The organism is Hallerella porci, from assembly GCF_003148885.1.
GTDB lineage: Bacteria > Fibrobacterota > Fibrobacteria > Fibrobacterales > Fibrobacteraceae > Hallerella > Hallerella porci.
The window spans coordinates 64,277-84,623 of record NZ_QGHD01000004.1; the positions used below are offsets into that span (position 1 = coordinate 64,277).

Here is a 20,347-nt window from a genome sequence, read left to right on the forward strand (position 1 = left end):
ATGCCTCTTACATCGCAGCGTAGCGGAACATTTCGTCAATGCAATGTCTTGCGCGATTCATCACATCGGTGTCTAATTCCACCTTCGCCGCTTTCTCCGGATGGCGAAGCGTTTCCAGAATATTTTCGAGCGAATTCGACTTCATGTATTTGCACATGCTGCAGCTACCGATGAACGATTTCTGCGGGAATTCATATTGCATCCGCGCATTCAAACCGCATTCGGTCAAAAGCAAGAACGGCGTTTTTTCGGGCTGATCTTTGATATACTTGACCATTTGTCCTGTACTGCCGACGAAATCGCTGAGAAGAGCGACTCCCGGATGACATTCCGGATGGCTCACCACGCGTAAACCCGGATTCTGTTCGCGGAAGAAACGAATCAATTCAGGATCGTATTTTTCGTGCACATAGCAGCAGCCCGAATACAGCACAATTTCTTTGTGAATGCCTTTTTGCTGAAGCGCTTCTTGTAAATTTTTTCCCATCAACTGATCGGGAACGAAGACAATTTTATCGTTCGGCAAGCTCGAAATGATTTTGTAAACATTCGAACTCGTCACGCATACATCGCATTCTGCCTTCACATCGGCAGTCGTGTTAATGTAGCATGCAAAAGTATGATTCGGATATTTCTTGCGCAATTCGCGCACATCGTTTCCGGTAATACTATCCGCAAGGCTACAGCCCGAAAGCGGTCCCGGAATCAAAACATCTTTATTCGGATTTAAAATTTTCGCCGTTTCGCCCATAAAACGAACCGCAGCAAAAACAATCGTATCCGCTTGGACTTTCGTCGCATCTTGACTCAGCTTAAAACTGTCGCCATCGTAATCGGCAACGCCGAGGATAATTTCTGGCGCCACATAACTGTGAGCGAGAATCACCGCATTACGTTCTTTTTTCAGTTCATTGATTTCGTTAATCACCGGAATCAATTTCTTGCAATACTCCATCGTATAATTGCAGAGAACAGTGCCCGGTTGAACGGATTTGAGTCTGTCGAAAAGTTCTTGCGCTGTCATAGTTTTCCCAATTTAAAAAATCTCACTCTACCGCACCACCCCAAAGCCGCAGCAATTACTCGTAAATTTTGCTCACCGTCGCCACAGCCTGCGACGCAATTCCTTCGCCGCGTCCCGTGAACCCGAGCTTTTCACTCGTACTCGCCTTCACGCCGATGCGTTCCACCGGAACTTGGAGCACGCGCGCGATATTCGCCTTCATCTGTTCCCGATGCGGATTCACCTTCGGCCGTTCGCAAATCACAACGCTATCGACGCTCTCAATTTTGCAGCCCGCCTTCACCACTTCTTCGCGGACGCGCGAAAGCAAAACCAAACTGTCCGCATTCAAAAACGCCGGATCCGTATCCGGAAAATACGTGCCGATATCGCCGAGCCCCGCTGCGCCCAAAAGCGCATCGCTAATCGCGTGCAAAAGAACATCGGCATCGCTGTGCCCGAGCAAACCTTTTTCATACGGAATATCAACGCCGCCGATAATGCATTTGCGGCCTTCGACCAATTTGTGAACGTCAAAACCGATACCAGAACGAAATACTTTTTCCATGCTCCAAATATAACTATTCCCGATTTTTTCTCGGGCGTTCCGGCGCAATGCGCCGGCGCTCCTTTGCGGTATAATTTTCGTCGCTACTCGCGACGAAAATTTCCGTTCAGCTTTGGCGACGCTTCGCCTCGCCAAATCCGAACCCATCCGGGCGAAAGCAGCTAACGCACCGCAAAAGAAAAACACCGCGAGCGCGGTGTTTTTCAAAAAATTTTCAGCCGCTCTTCGAGCGGCTGAAATTTCAACTTCAATTACATCGATGTCACCGGGATAAGCATCGGAAGCACCGCTAACGAAATAAGCGAAAGCGCTGCTATCACAATCCCGAAGCGAAGCAAGAACTTCGTCGAATCGCTAAGCGCATTGCAACCGCAGCACTTGCATTCTCCTGCCGGCGCAAAAATCGCAATCGCCACGCGCAAATAATAATACATCGCGATAATCGAAAGCACAAAGCCAAACGCCGCAAGAGCGATATAACCCGTCTTCACCACGCCGGTAAAAAGTGCGAACTTCGCGAGGAATCCCGAAAGCGGCGGAAGTCCCGCAAGGCTTGCAAGGCAAATCACCGCCGCAATTCCTTCTAACGGATGACGACGGCCGCGACCGCGGATATCGTCCAAGTTTTCTTTCGCATCGCCCTTTCCGCTAAAAGCCGAAATCGCAGCGAGAGCGCCCGACGAAGCAATCGCATAAGTGATGAGGAAGTAATACATCGTGCTCAAATCTTTCATCAAAAGACCGAGAACGATAAAGCCCGCATTCATCACCGCCGAGAAAGCAAAAATTCGACGAATGGACTTTTGCACAATTCCCGAGAATGCGCCGATGACCATCGAAAGAATCGCCACTGTAATAATCACCGGAGCGAGTTTTTCAAAGCCCGAACGCATCCAAAGTGCACCGAGAGCAGCCAAAGCGCCGACCTTAATGACTGCAGCCATAAAGCCCGTCACCGCAACCGATGCGCCGGTGTAAACGTCAGCCACCCAGAAATGAACCGGAGCTGCGCCCGCCTTAAAGAGAAGCGCAAACGCCGAAATCAAAACGCCGAGAGAATACAAACTTTCGCGACCTGCGAGAACTTTACCGTCAAAGTGCGTCGTTCCCGTTGCCCCGTAAACAAGCGCCATCCCGTAAAGGAAAAGAACGCTGAACACAGCACCCGTCACAAAATATTTGAAAGTCGCTTCATTCGCATTGCGATCTTTGCGGCGCAAGCCGACCAAGCCGTAAACCGGATAAGCCGCGAGTTCCATGCCGATAAAGAGCGGAAGGAAATCCACCGACTGCACCATAATCATGACGCCAACAGTCGCGAGAAGAGTCAGGCCATACGGTTCTCCTGCGGGGAATTTTTCGCGGGCAAGAGTCACTTGCAAACCGCCAATTCCGAGGAAAGCGCAAAGCAAAACCGCTCCGAGAAGGACGAGGCGAATCACATCCAATTCCAAGAGGCCAAAAATAGAACCCGCATCCAATCTCACAAAGTGCAGTGAAATCGCTGACAAGAATAAGAATGTGCTCGCAATCCACGGAATCACTTTCTGCTTATTTTTGTCCGCAATGAAAGGTTCCGTTGCAATGCAAATCATCGCTCCGAGAGCAACGATTACAATCGGCAGGAGATTCATAAAACTAGCGGTCATTTTGAGCCTCCACTTTTTCTGTATTCACTTCTGCAGATTCTGCAGAAAATTGACTTTTAATCGTCTGAAGCGCTGTCCAAGCCGAATCCGCATAAGCTTTGGCTTTTTCGTTTGCCGTCGCCGAATCTGCCATCCATTCTGGGTGGAGAGAAAGCGCAGCTTTTGCAAAGAATTCTTTCATCTGCAGCGAATCTTCGGCATTGAAATTTTCCATCGAAGCTTGCGCTTCGGCGCTTGCTTGTGCTAATTCAACAATTTTCTGCTGTTCAATCGAGTCCGAATTTTCGGCGGCAGCAACTGCAGCGTCAATATTTTCCGCTCTTTCTTCAGCGAGGTCACTCGTATAATCCATCGTGCTCGTAATCGGCTGCGGATGCACACCGAAGACGATTAAAAGAAGGAGAAGCGGCGCCGTAGCCACGGCATCGGAAATCGGGAAACGGAGTTTTTGCAAATCTTCCGAAACTTCACCCGGAACACCGAAGAGAACTTTCTGGATGAGCTTTAACATATAAACGCCGGTAAGGATGACGCAAAGTCCCGCGAGAATGGCGGCAAATTTGCAAACTCCCCAAAGTCCGAGAAGGACGAGGAATTCGCCGACAAAGCCAGCCGACCCCGGAATCGCAATAGCGAGAACGCTTGCAATTCCAAAGAAGAACGCAAACGCCGGATTGCGAGAAGCAAGGCCGCCCATCTTATCCAACATGCGATGGCCTGTAAAGCGTTCTGCAGAACCCGAAAGGATGAAGAGCGCCGAAGCCGAAAGGCCGTGACCGACGAGCAAAACGAGAAGCGCTGGGAACACATCCACCGAAAGGGTGAAAACTCCCGCGATGGCTAAGCCCAAATGGCTCATCGAGCTAAACGCGAGAAGCTTTTTCATATCCTTCGCGCGCATCGCCATAAACGCACCGTAAAGTGCCGTGACTAAGCCGAGGCTCACCATCAAAGTCGCATTCTTAAAGGAAACCGCCGGGAAAATGGCGAGAACCCAGAAATAGAATCCGTAAACACCAGCCTTCGACATCGAACCGGTGAGAATTGCGCTCAATCCAGCCGGAGCTTCTGCGTAGGTCTGTGCCTGCCAACCGTGCAATGGGAAAAGCGGAGTCTTTACCCAGAATGCGATAGCAAAGCACCAAAAGAGAATCGTCTGCGTCGATTCGGGCAAGTTCTGCGCCGCTTGAGCGAGCGGAATGATATGCGATGTTCCAGCAAGGGTAATCAAATACCAAAGGGCAACCGCCATCGGAGCCGAACCGATGAGAGTGTAAAGCGCAAAATTTAACGCAGCCGCACGACGTTCTGCACCGCCATAAAAACCGATGAGAATTGCCGCCGGGAGCACGAGCGCTTCGAAGAAGAAGAAGAAAAGAACCGCATCAATCGAAAGGAAAGTTCCGTTCAATGCGCCGAGCAAAGTGAAAAGTCCAATCGCATAATTGCGGTAATTATTTCCCGCCGTTTTGCGTGCGCTAATCAAAGCCGCAAGCGTAATGATGTTTGTCAGGAACACCATCCATGCGGAGAATCCGTTCACCGAGAACGCAAGGGTTACCGAGACATCAGTTCCCGGAATGCTGAACCAGTAAAACGGAGTCGTATTATAATTGCCCGAAACGAGAAGCGAAAGACCCGAAAGGAAGAAAATGGAAGAGAGAATTACCGCTAAGCGAGAAGCCGAACGGGAATCTTTTCCGGATGCCGCAACCATAAGAAGTGCGGCGAGGAACGGGGCAAATACCAAGAAGTATAACATTAGAAGAGCCCTCCGCAGAGATAGAGCGCGATAACGATAATCGCCATGCCCGCGATGCTTAAGCCCACCTGCAGGCGAATTTTACGCACCTGAAGGTTCCGAACGCCATCCCCCACAATAAAGAGGATCGAGCAAATCATCCATTGCAAAATCTGAATGAATTTGTCTACGATAACATCGACAATCCATGCGATGATTTCAAATGCTCGGATAATGACATTGTGAACGCAGTCGAAGAAGAATGTCCACGTAGCAGCACCGCCGAGAGGAGCCGCCGATTCGTTCTTTTTGACTTCGGGAATACGCTTGCGGGTAAAGATTTCGTAGCCGACGACTGCGCCGACGACTGCAGCGAGAGTTCCGAGAATTGCAAAGACGAGAACGGAAGGATCTTCACCGTGTTCCGGGCGAATGAACGCCGCGAGATTTTGCGCCCAGCTCACCGCCGGAGCAATCCACTGTTCAAACCAATTTGCACCCGAAACGAAGACGTTCCAAACGTAACCCGAGAAAGCCGAACCGATTGCGAGCACAACCATCGGGAAAGTCATCGAAAGCGGAGCTTCGTGAATGTGCGATTCGGGGAGGTTTCCGCGGTATTTTCCGAGGAATACGAGAACCATTAAGCGGGTCATATAAATCGCCGTAATCACCGCAGTCACAAGACCAACGCCATAGAAAATCGGACCAAATGTCGGCGAAGTTCCGAAGAGACGTTCGAGAATCAAATCTTTCGAGAAGAATCCCGAGAAGCCTGGGAAGCCGATAATTGCGAGGTAAGCGAAGAGCATCGTAATCGCAGTCACCGGAGTCTTCTTCAAAAGACCGCCCATCTTGCGCATATCTTGTTCACCCGAAAGGGCGTGCATAATAGCGCCAGCGCCGAGGAAGAGAGTCGCCTTAAAGAATGCGTGAGTGAAAACGTGGAAAATCGAAACGTCAAATGCCGAAGCACCTGCCGCCATAAACATATAACCGAGTTGCGAGATCGTCGAATAAGCGAGAACTTTCTTGATGTCGTTCTGCAAAAGTCCTGCGACCGCAGCCCAGAAAGCGGTAGCCATTCCCACGATTGCAATAATCGTAAGAACTCCCGGAAGGATAACGAAAAGCGGAGAAAGACGTGCGACCAAATAAACGCCCGCAGTCACCATCGTTGCCGCATGGATAAGAGCCGAAACCGGAGTCGGACCCGCCATCGCATCGGGGAGCCAAGTTAAAAGCGGAATTTGAGCGCTCTTTGCCGTGCAAGCCCAGAAGAAGAGAAGTCCAGCCGCCGTCAAAAGCGGAAGAGCTGTCACCACTAAATCCTGATTTGTAGCAGTCGTCAACCAAGCGATTAAATCGGTATAGCTGAGCATCGCCGAACCGCCGACAGTCACCAAAATGACCATGCCGAGCAAGAATCCAACGTCGCCGACGCGGTTCACCATAAACGCTTTGTTTGCCGCTTTGCAATTATGCAAATCTTTATTCCAAAATCCGATGAGCAAGTAAGAGCAAAGTCCAACGCCTTCCCATCCGAGGAATGTAAGCAGCAAAGAATCCGAAAGAACGAGCACAATCATGCTGAAAAGGAACAAGTTCATGTACGCAAAGAAGCGGGCAAATCCGCGGTCTTTGTGCATATAACCTGTCGAATACAGAATGATGAGAGTCGCAATTCCCGTGATGAAGAGAAGCATCGTCCGAGAAAGACCGTCAAAGAGGAATCCAAAATCCACCGAAAGTGCTGGCGTATGAATCCAGTTTCCGAGGGTTTCGTGGAGGCCTTCTTGCGGCATATTCCAAGCGAGATAACCAGTCGCGAGGAATGCGAGAAGCGGGAAAAGAACGCCGATATAGCCGACAAGACCTTCGTCCGGACCTTTTTCGCTATCCGAAGATGCGACAGAAATCAAGGCGAGAACGATGACGCCGATCAGCGGGAAAAGAGGGATAAGCCAAAGAGGAATCATTTTCTGTTACCCCCTCATATTGGAATAATTGTCGATATCCGCGCTGTCCTGATTGCGGAACAGCAAAATCACGATGGCGAGGCCTACGCAAGCTTCTGCGGCGGCGACAGCAATCGTAAAGAGCGGAATGATTTGACCCGCAACGCTTTCTGCGCCTGCGAGAGTTTTCGAGAATCCGACAATGCTCAAGTTCACTGCATTTAATGCAAGTTCTACGCCCATCAAGACGAAGAACACATTGCGACGGCAAAGAGCCGTAGCAATTCCGAGCGACAGAAGAACTAGCGCAAGAATTTGAACGTAAATCGCCTGCATTAGTGAACCTCCTCAGACGTTTTAGTTTCCGGATCCGAAGCGATGCGCTTGCGAGCGAGAATCACCGCCGTCGCCATCGCCGAAAGCAGCACAAGTCCGATTGCAAGGAACAGCAGATAGTAGCCGTTCCCCGAAGCGCTCATATCAAAGAGAGTCTTCGAAGTGACATCGACCGATCCGCGAACCGCATTCGAATCAAATGAAATCGCAGAACGGCAAAGAGCAATCGCCGAAATGACCGCCATCGCAATCACCGAAAGCAAAACGAATAACGATGTTTTATCGAAGCGTTTTGTGTGATTATCGCGGGAACCGTTCAGCACAAAGATGATGAACATTAAAAGCATCATAATTGCGCCAGCGTAAACCATAATCTGCACGACGCCGACGAACGGACTTCCGAGAAGTCCATAAATGCCAGCGAGAGAAAGCATCGTCGTAACCATTGCAATCGACGCATACAACGGATGCCGATTGAGCAAGATGCAAATAGAGCATCCTACGGCAACGACCGAAAGAATGATGAAATAAATGAGAGCGAGCATTATTTAACTTCTCCCCAGGCAGCGAGAGCCTGCTTGTTTTTCGTTCCACCAGGAGCCACTTGACTTTGCGGATCATCCGGATAATCCTTCGGATCCCAATTCGTCAAATCGTAAAGCGAGACGATAAAATCTTCGCGTTTGCGGTGCACAAAACTGGTTTCGCAAGTATCCATCCGAAGCGCATCTTGCGGACAAGCTTCAACGCAAAGCCCGCAGAAAATACACACAGAATGGTCGATGTCAAAACGCGCTGCGCGCTTTTCAATGCGTCCATCCGGAGATTGAGCCGCTTCAATGTAAATGCAATGAGCCGGGCACGCCGAAGCGCACATAAAGCACGCCACACAACGCGGAGTTCCGTCCGGGCGCACCATCATGCGGTGCTTTGCACGGTAATCCCGCGGAATATACGGTTTCACTTCGGGATAACCAGTCGTCGGCAACGTTTCGTAGCGGAAAAATCCGCGGAAGAAATGTTTAATCGTCGTGTAAAGACCGCGGAACGCTTCGAAAATATAAAGGCGTTCGATCCAGTTCATCGGCTTGTGTTTGACAACGCGAACCATTAGTTGCCTCCCATAACGAACTTAGCAATCACAGCTGTCACCACCAAGTTCAGAAGTGCGATATTCAAAAGAATCTTCCAGCCGAGATGCATAATTTGGTCATAACGGAAGCGCGGAAGAGTCCAGCGCACCCAAATCCAAACCCAGCAGAAGAAGATGGTTTTCACCATCAAAACGAGGAATTGAACCGCTGCAGTTCCTAACGCCGTTCCGATTCCATAAACCGGAAGTCCGTTCACCATCGTCGCTTCGGGATGAATGAAAAGACCCGAAGCCACTGCCAATGCGATGAACACTGGCACAGCAATCCAAGCGATGATTTTGTAAAGCAAATATTCGCGATTGATTTCTGCCTTATTCGACGCTTGACCTTTATTGTAAGCGCGAAGCCAGCGATAAACCATGTGAAGGAATGCGAGAGCGAGGAAAGCGAAAATGCCGAAGAGAACTGCGAGAACGGTTCCGAAATTCGCCTGCACATCTGCAGTCGTCATAAACGGAATCGAGTAACCGCCGAGGAAGAGAGTCGCCATGAGAATACTGTTAATTCCCACATGACCGTATTCACCCATATAGAACATACCGAATTGCATTGCGCCATATTCTGTATGATAACCCGCAACAAGTTCCGGATCGCCTTCCGAAACGTCAAACGGAGGACGTCCCGTTTCTGCGATTGCCGCCAAAAGGAAGCAGAAGAATGCCACCGGCTGCACGAAAATGCCCCAAGCGTGCTGTTCCTGCCAACCGACAATACCTTCGACGCTGAATGTTCCTGCGAGGAGAACCATTCCCATCATCGAAAGGCCAAGGCAAACTTCGTAGCTAATGCTAGTCGCCGTCGCGCGGAGCGCACCGAGGAACGGGAATTTCGACTTCGAAGCCCAACCCGAAAGCACTGTTCCGAAAACAGAAAGCGAAGAAAGGCCGAACATTAACAAAATGCCGACATCGGTATCGATATTCGCCGCCGGAATATGCACCACGGTATCGCCGAAAGTAAAATTCAGCGAAGCAAAATACGGGAGCACGCAAGGCGTTAAAAGAGTTAATCCAAAAGGAATCGCCGGAGCGAGCGAGAAGAGAATTTTATTCACCTTCGCCGGTTCATAGAGTTCCTTAAAGAAGAGCTTCGTGCCATCACACGCGTTCTGCACCCAACCGAATAAACGAATTTTTCCGAAATACGGAATTTTCACATAAGAGCGGTTCGGACCTTGACGGTCTTGAATAAATCCCGCTCCGCGACGTTCCATCGGGATGAGAAGCAAAATGAAAAGCACCGGCACAAACGCGAGACAGAGTTTCGCTAAGATTAGGAGCCATTCAATCCAAGTTTTGGAATCGATAATTTCCATCATACAGCAACTCCATCGAGCAATTCGCCCGTGCTATGGATGGCGTCAAAAGAGAATTTTGCGAGAACAGAAGCGAATTCGCCCGCTTTCTTGTAAGCGACCGCTGCACTGGTCACCTCTTCACCGGCGAGGGCAAAGAGAACCGAATAAAGCGGAACAAGTTCTGCGCTCGGCGATGTCGGCGCCGCATTCAACTTTTGCAGAATAGAATTGACATTCACCATGGTGCCGCTCACTTCGGACCAGTGATTCACACCGAAGACGGCAACTGCTTTCTTTGCAGTCGCATCATTCTTTGCCGAAACCGCAATGCGGTGCGAAATCTTTTCCAAAGCCTGCGCCTTCGAAGCGTCGCTTCCCCACAAATCTGCAGAAAGCGTTACGAGAGTCGAAAATTCCGAAGCGCGTTTTACCAAATCGTCTGCGGTTTGTGTAAAACCGAAGAGAGCAAAGCCCGCGCGATTTGCCACCGGATCACCGCTCTTTGAAAGTCCATCCGGAGTTCCGACCGGAGCAAATGTTCCGACGAAAACTTCTGCTTTATCGCCGAGTTTATTCACCAAAGTTTTCAAAGCCACGGCGTCTTCGTTCGTCGCCGATCCGCCAAGAACAAATGCGATTTTTCCGCTGCCGCTGAGCGCACTCTTGAGAGTGTTCAAGTCACCAGCCGGAAGACGATCTTTTCCAAATTCTTGGAAAGCGAGACGGCTCGTATTCGAAATCCAAGTGCGGTTCACTTCGGGATTGCAACGCGGCATAACGCGCCAAATGAATCCTTCGTTATGATCGATCCAAATGTTTGCGCCGAGAGAATCGTCCATCGAAATGCTTGCGGTACGCTTTAACATCCACGAGCGTTGCTGGAAGCGGAAATACTTCGCAGTCATCGCACCCGTCGGGCAAACATCGGCAACGCAGAGATCGTATTCGTGATCGAGTTTGCGACCCGGGAATGTGGTGATATAAGTTTTGTCTGCGCGGAGAGCGAGTTGCAACTGTTCATCGTGGCAAACATCGCGCATAAAGCGGACGCAGCGATCGCACTGTACGCAGCGTTCTTCATCGAGAGAAATTCTCGGACCGATATCGACGCGTTTACCGCCGCGGAGCTGTCCCTTCGTATCGTAGAATTGATGGTCGGGATTTCCGTGATAGTTCTTGCCGATTTCTGGGAAGAGGTTGCCCTTCGCATTGCCTGCTTCCACATAATTTTCTTGCAAGGTGCATTCTCCCGCTTTGTCGCAAATCGGACAATCTAACGGGTGATTGAGCATCATAAATTCCGAGACTGCAGCGCGGGCATTCTTAACGCGTTCGCTAGAATGCGGCGTAAAGATTTTCATCCCTGCTTTCACCGGCGTGAAGCAAGAAATAATCAACATTTTTCCGCGCGGACCTTCGGTTTCGACCAAGCACTGGCGACAATTACCAGAAACCGGAAGATACGGATGGTAGCAAACGTGCGGAGTTTCAATGCCCACGGCCTTCAAGGCTTCGAGCAAGTTTGTATCGCCCGGCACTTCCACATTTTTGCCATCGACCTCGATTACAACACGAGGACTGTTGGCTGTGGGAAGATGAGGCATGTTATAATGATTGCTCATAAGATTACCAATATGCTCCCAAGCGAACGGTGGATCTCAAGCGGGGTTCCGCATGATTCGGATTTTTAGCGATATATTCTTCGAAGTCCGCGCGATATTTCCGCGTGTAAACATTCAAAGGACCGCCGAGAGAAATCGACAGCGGGCAAATCGTTGTGCCACCGAAACCTGCCGAAATATGCTGCAGCAATTCGATATCGCCATCGTGGCCCTTGCCTTCGACGATTGAATCGAGAACGCGCTTTGCAAATCCCGTTCCTTCGCGGCACGGAGTGCACTGTCCACAAGATTCGTGAGAATAGAAATGTCCGAGAACATCCAACAAATCGACTGCGTTATGCGTATCGTTAAAGACGATAATTGCGCCCGAACCAAACATGGTTTTGAGAGCCGCCATACATTCGTAGTCAAGAGTTGCATTTTCGCATTCTTCAGGAAGAAGCGGCGGGCAAGAAGAACCACCCGGAATGACGCCTTTGAGTTTTCCGACGATTCCTTGACAATATTCTTCGCTCGTGAGCATTTCCATTAACGGAGTTCCGAGAGGAGCTTCGTAAATGCCCGGACGTTTTACATCTCCCGACACGCAGAAAACTTTCGTTCCGTGCGCACGAGGTGTTCCCATTTTCGTGTATTCTTCCACCGGATGCGAGAAAATCCACGGAAGCGACATAATCGTTTCGACGTTATTCACGCAAGTCGGCGATGCCCATGCACCTGCGACCGCGGGGAAAGGCGGCTTCAAACGAGGCTGACCTTTTTGACCTTCGAGCGAGTTGATCAGTGCGGTTTCTTCGCCGCAGATATAAGCGCCAGCGCCACGGTGAACGAAAATATCAAACGAGAATTTTGTCCCCATAATATTTTCGCCGAGGTAACCGGCTGCATACGCTTCGTTGAGCGCTTTGTTGACGCTTTCGATGCACGGTAAAAATTCGCCGCGGGCATAGATGTAAGCGCTGCGGGCTCCGAGCGCCCAGCCAGCGATAATCAAGCCTTCAATTAAACGATGCGGATCTTCCAAAAGCAAGAAGTGATCTTTATAAGTTCCGCCTTCGCCTTCGTCTGCGTTCACGACGATGTAAACGGGCTTTCCCGTATTCCGCGGAACAAAGCTCCACTTCATCCCCGTCGGGAATCCTGCACCGCCGCGTCCGCGGAGACCTGCGCGTTGCACGCGATCGATCACTTCGAACTGCGACATTTCAAAAAGAGACTTTGAAATCGTCGAATAGCCGCCGAGCTTTTTGTAGGCTTCAATGCTTTGAGCGTGCTTTCCGAAATTTCCTGTACAAACTTTCATCGACTCTTGCATAATCAAACCTTCTTTGCTGCGACTTGTGCTGCAGCCGGAGCTTCGGGAGGAGGCGCAGCCTTCGCCTTCGACACAGCAGACGGTTTTGCTGTCCGAGCGCCGCTCACTGCAATCATGCGATATTCATCGCCCACTTTTCCTGCAGCATCCACAAACGTTTTGTCTTTTACGCCCGGTTTTCCGACTTCGGTCCAAGAACCGTTCACATTCTTTTCGACGGTGAGTTCGGTAAATTCCGGAGCGCCTTTCCAGGTTAAAGTCGCACCATTGTCATCGACGAGAGCGACAACAGCCAAAACCGGAGAAGGCGGCGCATAAGTCGGATCTTGCGGTTTTGCAGTAGCACCCGGTGCGCCCGGATGTCCGCCGTGACCCTTTACCATGCCGCCGAGAACTTCGCGCGGAGGTTCTTTCGGGAACTTTTCTTCGCGTTCGTAGCACCATTTGAGAATCTTGTCAAAGCGTTCCGGTGTTAAGCAAATTCCCGGTTTCATCACGAGTTCGCCGTTTTCAACATCGGTTGCATAATCGTCGTTCACGAGCATCGCGGGCGCGTTTCCGCAAGCCGCTAAGCATTCGACTTCGACAATGGTGAAAAGTCCGTCCGGAGTGGTTTCGCCCGGCTTCAAATTCAATGTTTTGCGGGCATAATCGATTATGCTTTCTGCACCGCGGATGTGGCAGCTAATGTTATGGCAGAACTGCAAAAGGAAGCGGCCTGTCGGCACATGCTTATACATCGTATAGAAAGTGGAAACGCCATAAGCGTGCGGAGCGGAACATTCGCAAATGTCTGCAGCCCAACGAATCGCTTCGTGCGGAAGCCAACCGATAGCATCTTGAGCAACCCAAAGCACTTCGAGAAGCGCCCCTTGCTTTACCGGATAACGGGAAAGCAAATCGGCAACGCGAATTTTCACTTCAGCCGTTTCCAGCTTCGGAGCGATTTCGCCCCAAGTCGGCTGCTTTTGAATCGGATTAGCGTGACCCACTTGATCCGCCGGAGACGGAAGAGTTTCGACCGGAGTCGGGCCGTGGGTATAGGCAAGCGTATTATTGGCAACGTCTTGAATGGCGCCTTTAATGATACTCATCTGTCCAATTCTCCCGCGATAATGTTAATGCTCGAAAGGTTTGCAATCGAGTCTGCAATAAGGCTTCCTTCCACTAGTTCGTGGAATGCAGCAAATTGCGTCATGCAAGGCGGACGTACTTTGACGCGCCAAGGATGACCCGAGCCATCGGAAATGAGAGTAAATCCGAGTTCACCGTTTGCTGTTTCCGAGCCCGAATAATATTCGCCCGCCGGAATGCGAATGCCTTCCAAAACGCTCTTAAAGTGACCCGCCAACGCTTCCATTTCTTGGTAAACGCGTTCGTGCGACGGAATGCGGATTCGCGGATCATCGACGTTCACAGGACCCGGCGCCAAGCGCTTCAACGCCTGACGAATAATCTTCACCGATTCTTCTGCTTCCGCAAGACGAACCATCAAGCGGTCAAAGACATCGCCATGAGTTCCGGTAACGACATTCCAATCGTAGGTTTCGTAATCCCAATACGGTTCATCTTTGCGGAGGTCGCTTGCGACGCCTGTTGCGCGAAGACACGGACCTGTCCAACCAAAACTGATTGCCTTTTCTTGGGAAATGCTTCCCACATCGACAGTACGATCGAGGAAGATACGGTTCCGATCAAAGCAAGCGTGCACATCGTGCAAGTTCTTTTCGACCTGTTTGCAAACGCGCAAAACATCTTCTTCAAAGCCTTCGTAAGTATCGCGGTAAAGGCCGCCGATACGTCCGTAGCTGTTCGTAAGGCGTGCGCCCGTCAATTTTTCCCAAATGCGCATCGTCATTTCACGGGAATCGAATAAGTAGAAGAATCCCGTCGTCGAGCCCAAATCTTGAGCGGCTGCAGCAACGCAAATAAAGTGATCTGCAATGCGGGAAAGTTCGTTCACGATGACGCGCAAAACCTTTGCACGTTCCGGGATTTCGATGCCGAGCATTTGTTCTGCAGCGCGGCAATAAGCGAAGTTATTCATCATCGCCGAACAGTAATCCAAACGGTCGGTCAGCGGAAGAACTTGCTGCCAAGTTCCGCGTTCTGCCATCTTTTCAAATCCGCGGTGCAAATAGCCGATTTCACCGACCATTGCCACAATATTTTCGCCATCGAGAGCGTTAATGTAGCGCAAACATCCGTGAGTCGCGCCATGCGACGGACCGATGTTTAGCACCATCAAATTTTTTTCTTCGCCATCAGGAGTGAGAACTTTCATTTCTTAATGCTCCCTTGCAGATATTCAACTTCGTCCGGAAGGATTTCTTCGGGGCGTTCCAAAATGCGGTAACCTTTGGATTCCAAACGCTTTTCGAGAGCGGGATACAAATAATCGTTCGTCGAAAGCCATTGACGACGATGCGCCGGATAATCTTTGCGGAGCGGATGGCCCACAAATTCCACGTGGTTTAACAAACGGCGCAAATCCGGATGGCCCACAAAATTCACGCCAAATTGGTCGTAAACTTCGCGTTCTTGCCAATTCGCAATTTCGTAAAGATCCGAAATCGTCGGAATATTCAAGTCGGCTTCTTCGACAAAAACCTTGAGAGTTAAACGCTTCGCCGGTGCGTAAACACTTTTGAAAACATATTCAACCGCAAAGCGAGGTCCGGTATAATCCTTAAAGCCCAAATAATCGATGCCGACGATATCGAGCAACATATCCAGTCCGAGTTCATCGCGGAGAGTTTTGACCGCCGCATGAAGATTCGAACGATCGATTACAGCGGTAAGGGTCCACGGATTCTTTTCGGAACGGGTAGCGCCGAACTTTTCGAGAAGGGCGAGAGCACTTGCTTCAAATGCTTGACGCGCTTCGGCAGTCGCAACAACCGGTTCTTTCACATTTTCTTCAGAAGCGACCATTACGGATTCTCCTTCCAAAATTCAGCCTTGCGGATGGCAGAAGTTTTCAATTTTTCGGCCTTTTCCTTGATTTCGCGGGCTTTTTCGTGCGAATATTCAGCGAGTTCCGCCTTAGCTTGAGCGGTCTTTGCTTGAATCGCTTCCCACTGTTCACGCACACGTTCCTTGCGCTGCTTCATATACGATTCATCCGAAACTTTCTTTTGAATTTCGAACATCGCATCGAAGAATGCTTCCGGACGGCTCGGGCATCCGCCGATATAAACATCGACCGGAATGATATGATCCATTCCCGGAACGGTGCAGTAGCAGTCATAGACACCACCCGACGTGGCGCAAGCGCCCATCGCAATCACCCATTTCGGTTCGGACATCTGTTCGTAAATGCGTTTAAGAATCGGAGCTTGTTTATAAGTAATCGTCCCCGATACCGCGAGCACGTCAGACTGACGCGGCGTAAAACGGACGTATTCAGAACCGATTCGGGAAAGGTCATAAGGACTCGTTTCCGTACTCATGAATTCAATAGCACAACACGCCGTTCCATAAGGGAACGGCCACAGGGAGTTTTTGCGTCCCCAGTTGACTATGAAGTCAAGTTTCGTTGTAAAGAAATTGGCTTCTTGGGCTTCAACTGCTGCCATAGACGATACCTCGTAAATGTCGGGCGAAAAATTAGAAAATCTTCTGCCGACGATTTTTCAGAAGTCTTATTTCGGGGGATTGTATTGTCGATTCGCCGTGTCAAATTCGATGCCCGATGCGCGAATTCGCCCTTTTTCTGTCGTTTTAAAGCGAAAATCTACACCGCGTCCCACGATATTTTGCACCGTTGCAATGCCATTTTCTTCGGATTTTAGATGCACAAATTGTCCCATATCGAACCAATTTGTATCGGTTACCGCCAAAATCGTATTGTTTAGCTGTAAAATGCCGCGATTTCGGAAGATGCTTCCCCGCCATAACGGAACTCCCGCCGGGAATGTGAGCACTTCGGAATTGGTCATCTGCAAAGTCGCATGTCGCCCGATTTGAAATTGATCCGCGAGAGAATCTTTTGCTGCAATTCCGAAGCTAAAAAATGAATTGGTAAAGCGAATGCTTCCATACGAATCATCGCCCACCAGCACTCGTCCGAGGAAATTTCCATTCGTAAAATTGACGCCAATTCCCGAGTTCACATAATCCGCTTGAATTGCGACATCGCACAAATCGCAGCCGACATTTACCAAATCGAGAGAAGGCAAAGCCCGCGTCCCCATTTCCCACTGCGAAGAATCCGCCGATAGAGACTTGCTAAAAACGAATCCCATTTTCGCATAAATTACAAAAATGTTCGAAAGCCATCCCCAATCCGCCCGATGAATTTCAATTCCCGTCAAATTTTCCAAATCGCGTTTGGCGAATGCCGCCGTTTTTTCGGCATCCGAAGCCTTCACCTGATAAAATGCCCAGCTGTATTGATTGTGAATATTCACATTTTCGATGACGCCGAGAGATGTGACGCCGTCGAGGACAATTCCCTTTTTAAATACCGCCATATTCACGCCGCGAATCAAATGATCGTTCGATGCCCACGCCATAAAAATTCCCGCGTAAGAATTCACGAGAGTCGAATTGATAACGGCGCACCGAGCAGCTTCCGTCGGCTCTTGATTTGCATCGTATGCGCTATTGCAAAAAATCGTCCACGCATACGGCATAGGATGCAGCGGGTCTGTTTGTTCGGGATAAACGATGTTCACGCCTTCTAATGTCGAAGAACCTTGCAAATAAACGCATGACGGAAATTCCCACGGATTTTTTTCGATGTTTTCTGCGTCAGAAATTTTCCCGACGTAACATTCTATCGTCGTTCCAGCGCCTTCTAAATCTTCTTTTTCGGCGACGTGCGGGCGCGTGTAACTTCCCTTTAAAGTCATTCCCCGCGGCACAAAAATCGATTGTTCAAAATGCCAATTTCCTGCGGGCAAAAAAACTCCCGCCGCATGCACTTGCAACGCTTCTTCAAACGCTTTCCGAAGCGCATCATCATCGGGCGCACCATCATTTACCACGCCACCAAAATCGGCGATATTCAAAAATGTCTGCGCGAAAACCGAAGCAGAAAACAAAAGAGAAAGCGAAAGAGAAAAAGCAAAGTCCGATGTAAAAATTTCACCAAACGAATATAAAAAATGAGAAATTAGGCATGAGTGTGCGCGGCTGCGCCGCGCCACCATCTAAATTCCTAATTCCTCATTACTCATTCCTCATTTTCGCTCGTTTCTAGGTTCTTCGACACTCCGATGAGGCTAGCGACGACCGTTTCTAGGCTCTCCGACGCTCCGATGAAGGTAGAAACGACCGTCTCCAGGTTCTCCGACGCTCCGATGAAGGTAGAGACGACCGTTTCTAGGTTCTCCGACACTCCGATGAAGGTAGAAACGACCGTCTCTAGGTTCTCCGACACTCCGATGAAGGTAGAAACGACCGTTTCTAAGCTCTCCGGAACTCCGGAGATAACATTTTACCTGCAAAATTTGTTCATCGAAACTCCGGAGGTGAAATTTTGCAAATGTCCAACCTCCGACCCCTGCCCACTAATCACTAACCACTATTTTTCCTTTCGCGGGAATACAAAATCACCCCAAAAACTCCCTTTTCGCGCTTAAAACCCGCACGGCGAAGCCGCGCCACTCTCTACACTCTTCATTCCTAATTTCTAATTTTTGATTTATGAACGATTTCTCCGCAAAGCCTCTTGCCGAACGTCTGCGCCCGACTTCTCTCGATGATTTTTTAGGGCAAAATAAAATTCTCGGTGAGCAAAGCATGTTACGCCACAGCGTAGAAACCGATAACGTTCCTAGCATGATTTTTTGGGGACCTCCGGGCTGCGGAAAAACGAGCTTAGCCAACGTTATTCATTTGAATACCCAGAAAAGATTCGTCGCCATGTCAGCGGTCGAATCCGGAGTCAAAGAAGTTAAAAGCGTTTTAGCCGAAGCGAAAACGTATCAAGACTTGGGCAAAGGCACGATTCTTTTCATCGATGAAATTCATCGGTTCAACAAAAGCCAGCAAGATGCGCTTTTAAAAGCCGTCGAAGAAGGAACGGTTACCCTCATCGGGGCGACGACGGAAAATCCCGGATTCGAAGTCAATTCCGCTCTCCTTTCCCGCTGTCAACTCATCCTATTTGCGCCGCTTTCTTCCGAAGAACTTTCAAAGCTCACCCTCCGCGCTCTCCGCGAAGATCCCCGCGGGCTTCAACTTCGCGATGTGGAAATTTCCGACGAAATCATCGCCAAATTAGTCGCCCAAGCCGATGGCGATGCGCGTTTTTTGCTCAATCAAATCGAATGGATTGCAAAAAATCTCGGCGAAAAAAAAGTCATCGACGAAAAACTTCTCGAAACCATTCAATACAGAAAGCCGTTACGTTACGACAAATCGAGCGAAGAACATTACAACTTAATTTCTGCGCTGCACAAATCCGTCCGCGGAAGCGATCCCAACGCTGCTGTTTATTGGCTGCACCGCATGATTCAAGGCGGAGAAGATCCGCGGTTTATTTTACGCCGACTTATCCGCATGGCGATGGAAGACATCGGACTTGCCGACCCGAATGCAATTCTCTTAGCCAACGCAGCCCGAGAAGCTTTTGATTTTTTAGGCGTTCCCGAAGGTCTTATCGGACTCGATGAAGTCGCAATTTATTTAGCGCTCGCCCCGAAAAGCAATAGCGTGGAACTCGCCGGAATGAAAGCCGATGCGCTCATTAAGCAAACAGGAACATTACCCGTTCCCAAAGCTTTTCGCAATTCGGTAACCAAAGTCGGAGAACAACTCGGCTACGGCAACGGCTACCGCTACGATCACGATAGCCCCGATGCTTATTCCGCCCAAGATCATTTGCCAAAAGAACTCGCCCATACCGAAATTTATCAGCCGACAGAATATGGCAAAGAAAAGAAACTCGCCGATCGTTTAAAAGAATTAAAAGCGATTGCCGCTGCCCGCAATGCAAAGCAATAATGCTTATTGCATTTCTTCTTTGACTTTTTTCTTCAAATCTTTCAATTTCCAACGCGTGCGTTTGTCTTCAACGACAAAGTCATTGCGGACGCCACGCTTTAACGCGGCATCGATTAAATCCAACGCTTCTTGATAACGCTTTTGATCTAAACGAAGTTCTGCGATAAATAACATTGTATTGATATCTGCGGGATCTTGTTTGTGCGCCATCACCAAATATTTATCCGCTAAATCTTTATCCGGCCAACTGAGCAAAAATGGAACATATGGCAGTAATTGATGCGCCCGCCCTAAAAATTGCCAATTTTCTGCCGCTGTCGAAAGATCGCGGACTTTCTTCGCTGCCCCTTCTTTTACCGCTTGCCATGCACCATATTCCCGCGCCCAAAGCGAAAGATTCTGCGCATATAGCGACATAATCGTCTTATTTTTCGGATATTTGGCGTGCATATCTTCGCCGAATTTTTTGGATTCTGCAAAGAGTTTTAATCGCACTTCATGATTAAAAACAGCGTAACAACCTTTGAAGTAATACGCATAGAGTAATTGTTCTGCGGCTTTTTCTTGCACGCTAGAATCTTTCAATGCGCGTTTATACGCATTGATCATCTTTTCGACAACCAAGGAATCCGCATGATCATTTTTGGAATTTTTCGCCCGATTTTTAAACCAATAATTTCCGGTTTCAAAATCTTGATTTGCTAACGCAAAGCACGCAAGCAAAAGGACGACACCAAGAATGCGGAACAT

Annotated in this window: 18 protein-coding genes; 1 reads left to right on the plus strand and 17 read right to left on the minus strand. The window is 49.4% G+C overall.

Going from position 1 to position 20,347, the window contains the following annotated elements; genetic code table 11:
* Window positions 1-7: 7 nt before the first annotated feature.
* The 16 genes from nadA to B0H50_RS03475 all read right to left on the minus strand — a co-directional run bounded on the left by nadA (window position 8) and on the right by B0H50_RS03475 (window position 17,658).
* Complete coding sequence (gene nadA / locus B0H50_RS03400; RefSeq protein ID WP_109587248.1) at window positions 8-1,024, minus strand: quinolinate synthase NadA; 1,017 nt, start codon at window positions 1,022-1,024, stop codon at window positions 8-10.
* A 55-nt stretch (window positions 1,025-1,079) separates the two neighbouring features.
* Window positions 1,080-1,571: a 2-C-methyl-D-erythritol 2,4-cyclodiphosphate synthase gene (gene ispF, locus B0H50_RS03405; RefSeq protein WP_106197933.1), complete on the minus strand. Its 492-nt coding sequence runs from the start codon at window positions 1,569-1,571 to the stop codon at window positions 1,080-1,082.
* A gap of 251 nt (window positions 1,572-1,822) precedes the next feature.
* On the minus strand, window positions 1,823-3,220 hold the full coding sequence (locus tag B0H50_RS03410; protein WP_109587249.1) for an NADH-quinone oxidoreductase subunit N: 1,398 nt from the start codon (window positions 3,218-3,220) through the stop codon (window positions 1,823-1,825).
* Complete coding sequence (locus B0H50_RS03415; RefSeq protein WP_109587250.1) at window positions 3,210-4,982, minus strand: complex I subunit 4 family protein; 1,773 nt, start codon at window positions 4,980-4,982, stop codon at window positions 3,210-3,212. The genes B0H50_RS03410 and B0H50_RS03415 overlap by 11 nt, the downstream gene beginning before the upstream one ends.
* A complete protein-coding gene (nuoL, locus tag B0H50_RS03420) occupies window positions 4,982-6,940 on the minus strand; it encodes an NADH-quinone oxidoreductase subunit L (RefSeq protein WP_106197850.1) in 1,959 nt (652 codons plus the stop codon). The genes B0H50_RS03415 and nuoL overlap by 1 nt, the downstream gene beginning before the upstream one ends.
* 6 nt (window positions 6,941-6,946) lie before the next feature.
* Window positions 6,947-7,255 carry an NADH-quinone oxidoreductase subunit NuoK gene (gene nuoK / locus B0H50_RS03425; RefSeq protein ID WP_106197851.1) on the minus strand — a complete coding sequence of 103 codons (309 nt, stop codon included), beginning with the start codon at window positions 7,253-7,255 and terminating at the stop codon, window positions 6,947-6,949.
* Window positions 7,255-7,800: an NADH-quinone oxidoreductase subunit J family protein gene (locus tag B0H50_RS03430; protein WP_106197852.1), complete on the minus strand. Its 546-nt coding sequence runs from the start codon at window positions 7,798-7,800 to the stop codon at window positions 7,255-7,257. Before B0H50_RS03430 ends, nuoK begins: the two co-directional genes overlap by 1 nt.
* Window positions 7,800-8,366: a NuoI/complex I 23 kDa subunit family protein gene (locus tag B0H50_RS03435; protein ID WP_233244488.1), complete on the minus strand. Its 567-nt coding sequence runs from the start codon at window positions 8,364-8,366 to the stop codon at window positions 7,800-7,802. The genes B0H50_RS03430 and B0H50_RS03435 overlap by 1 nt, the downstream gene beginning before the upstream one ends.
* Window positions 8,366-9,727 carry a complex I subunit 1/NuoH family protein gene (locus B0H50_RS03440; protein WP_233244489.1) on the minus strand — a complete coding sequence of 454 codons (1,362 nt, stop codon included), beginning with the start codon at window positions 9,725-9,727 and terminating at the stop codon, window positions 8,366-8,368. The genes B0H50_RS03435 and B0H50_RS03440 overlap by 1 nt, the downstream gene beginning before the upstream one ends.
* Complete coding sequence (locus B0H50_RS03445; protein WP_106197853.1) at window positions 9,724-11,328, minus strand: 2Fe-2S iron-sulfur cluster-binding protein; 1,605 nt, start codon at window positions 11,326-11,328, stop codon at window positions 9,724-9,726. The genes B0H50_RS03440 and B0H50_RS03445 overlap by 4 nt, the downstream gene beginning before the upstream one ends.
* A 4-nt stretch (window positions 11,329-11,332) precedes the next feature.
* Complete coding sequence (gene nuoF / locus B0H50_RS03450) at window positions 11,333-12,643, minus strand: NADH-quinone oxidoreductase subunit NuoF (protein ID WP_106197854.1); 1,311 nt, start codon at window positions 12,641-12,643, stop codon at window positions 11,333-11,335.
* Between the two features lie 2 nt (window positions 12,644-12,645).
* Window positions 12,646-13,737 carry an NADH-quinone oxidoreductase subunit NuoE family protein gene (locus B0H50_RS03455; protein WP_109587251.1) on the minus strand — a complete coding sequence of 364 codons (1,092 nt, stop codon included), beginning with the start codon at window positions 13,735-13,737 and terminating at the stop codon, window positions 12,646-12,648.
* Window positions 13,734-14,927, minus strand: coding sequence for an NADH-quinone oxidoreductase subunit D (locus B0H50_RS03460; protein ID WP_106197856.1), 1,194 nt, complete (start codon window positions 14,925-14,927; stop codon window positions 13,734-13,736). Before B0H50_RS03460 ends, B0H50_RS03455 begins: the two co-directional genes overlap by 4 nt.
* Complete coding sequence (locus tag B0H50_RS03465) at window positions 14,924-15,577, minus strand: NADH-quinone oxidoreductase subunit C (RefSeq protein WP_106197857.1); 654 nt, start codon at window positions 15,575-15,577, stop codon at window positions 14,924-14,926. Before B0H50_RS03465 ends, B0H50_RS03460 begins: the two co-directional genes overlap by 4 nt.
* Window positions 15,577-16,221: an NADH-quinone oxidoreductase subunit NuoB gene (gene nuoB / locus B0H50_RS03470; protein WP_106197858.1), complete on the minus strand. Its 645-nt coding sequence runs from the start codon at window positions 16,219-16,221 to the stop codon at window positions 15,577-15,579. The genes B0H50_RS03465 and nuoB overlap by 1 nt, the downstream gene beginning before the upstream one ends.
* A 66-nt stretch (window positions 16,222-16,287) precedes the next feature.
* Window positions 16,288-17,658, minus strand: coding sequence for a hypothetical protein (locus B0H50_RS03475; RefSeq protein WP_146193667.1), 1,371 nt, complete (start codon window positions 17,656-17,658; stop codon window positions 16,288-16,290).
* A gap of 637 nt (window positions 17,659-18,295) precedes the next feature.
* On the opposite strand from B0H50_RS03475, the gene B0H50_RS03485 reads away from it, so the two are divergent.
* Window positions 18,296-19,597 (plus strand): replication-associated recombination protein A, encoded by a 1,302-nt coding sequence (locus B0H50_RS03485; protein ID WP_109587254.1) that lies wholly within the window; start codon window positions 18,296-18,298, stop codon window positions 19,595-19,597.
* 3 nt (window positions 19,598-19,600) lie between these two features.
* Here the strand turns inward: B0H50_RS03485 and B0H50_RS03490 are convergent, their stop codons facing one another.
* Window positions 19,601-20,347, minus strand: coding sequence for a hypothetical protein (locus B0H50_RS03490; RefSeq protein ID WP_109587255.1), 747 nt, complete (start codon window positions 20,345-20,347; stop codon window positions 19,601-19,603).

Coding starts and splice junctions, on each gene's coding strand:
- B0H50_RS03465 (WP_106197857.1), bottom strand. CDS start 15,577: ATGGTCGCTTCTGAAGAAAATGTGAAAGAACCGGTTGTTGCGACTGCC.
- B0H50_RS03485 (WP_109587254.1), top strand. CDS start 18,296: ATGAACGATTTCTCCGCAAAGCCTCTTGCCGAACGTCTGCGCCCGACT.
- B0H50_RS03435 (WP_233244488.1), bottom strand. CDS start 8,366: ATGGTTCGCGTTGTCAAACACAAGCCGATGAACTGGATCGAACGCCTT.
- nadA (WP_109587248.1), bottom strand. CDS start 1,024: ATGACAGCGCAAGAACTTTTCGACAGACTCAAATCCGTTCAACCGGGC.
- nuoB (WP_106197858.1), bottom strand. CDS start 16,221: ATGGCAGCAGTTGAAGCCCAAGAAGCCAATTTCTTTACAACGAAACTT.
- B0H50_RS03430 (WP_106197852.1), bottom strand. CDS start 7,800: ATGCTCGCTCTCATTTATTTCATCATTCTTTCGGTCGTTGCCGTAGGA.
- B0H50_RS03490 (WP_109587255.1), bottom strand. CDS start 20,347: ATGTTCCGCATTCTTGGTGTCGTCCTTTTGCTTGCGTGCTTTGCGTTA.
- nuoK (WP_106197851.1), bottom strand. CDS start 7,255: ATGCAGGCGATTTACGTTCAAATTCTTGCGCTAGTTCTTCTGTCGCTC.
- nuoL (WP_106197850.1), bottom strand. CDS start 6,940: ATGATTCCTCTTTGGCTTATCCCTCTTTTCCCGCTGATCGGCGTCATC.
- B0H50_RS03415 (WP_109587250.1), bottom strand. CDS start 4,982: ATGTTATACTTCTTGGTATTTGCCCCGTTCCTCGCCGCACTTCTTATG.
- B0H50_RS03440 (WP_233244489.1), bottom strand. CDS start 9,727: ATGATGGAAATTATCGATTCCAAAACTTGGATTGAATGGCTCCTAATC.
- B0H50_RS03445 (WP_106197853.1), bottom strand. CDS start 11,328: ATGAGCAATCATTATAACATGCCTCATCTTCCCACAGCCAACAGTCCT.
- B0H50_RS03455 (WP_109587251.1), bottom strand. CDS start 13,737: ATGAGTATCATTAAAGGCGCCATTCAAGACGTTGCCAATAATACGCTT.
- ispF (WP_106197933.1), bottom strand. CDS start 1,571: ATGGAAAAAGTATTTCGTTCTGGTATCGGTTTTGACGTTCACAAATTG.
- nuoF (WP_106197854.1), bottom strand. CDS start 12,643: ATGCAAGAGTCGATGAAAGTTTGTACAGGAAATTTCGGAAAGCACGCT.
- B0H50_RS03410 (WP_109587249.1), bottom strand. CDS start 3,220: ATGACCGCTAGTTTTATGAATCTCCTGCCGATTGTAATCGTTGCTCTC.
- B0H50_RS03460 (WP_106197856.1), bottom strand. CDS start 14,927: ATGAAAGTTCTCACTCCTGATGGCGAAGAAAAAAATTTGATGGTGCTA.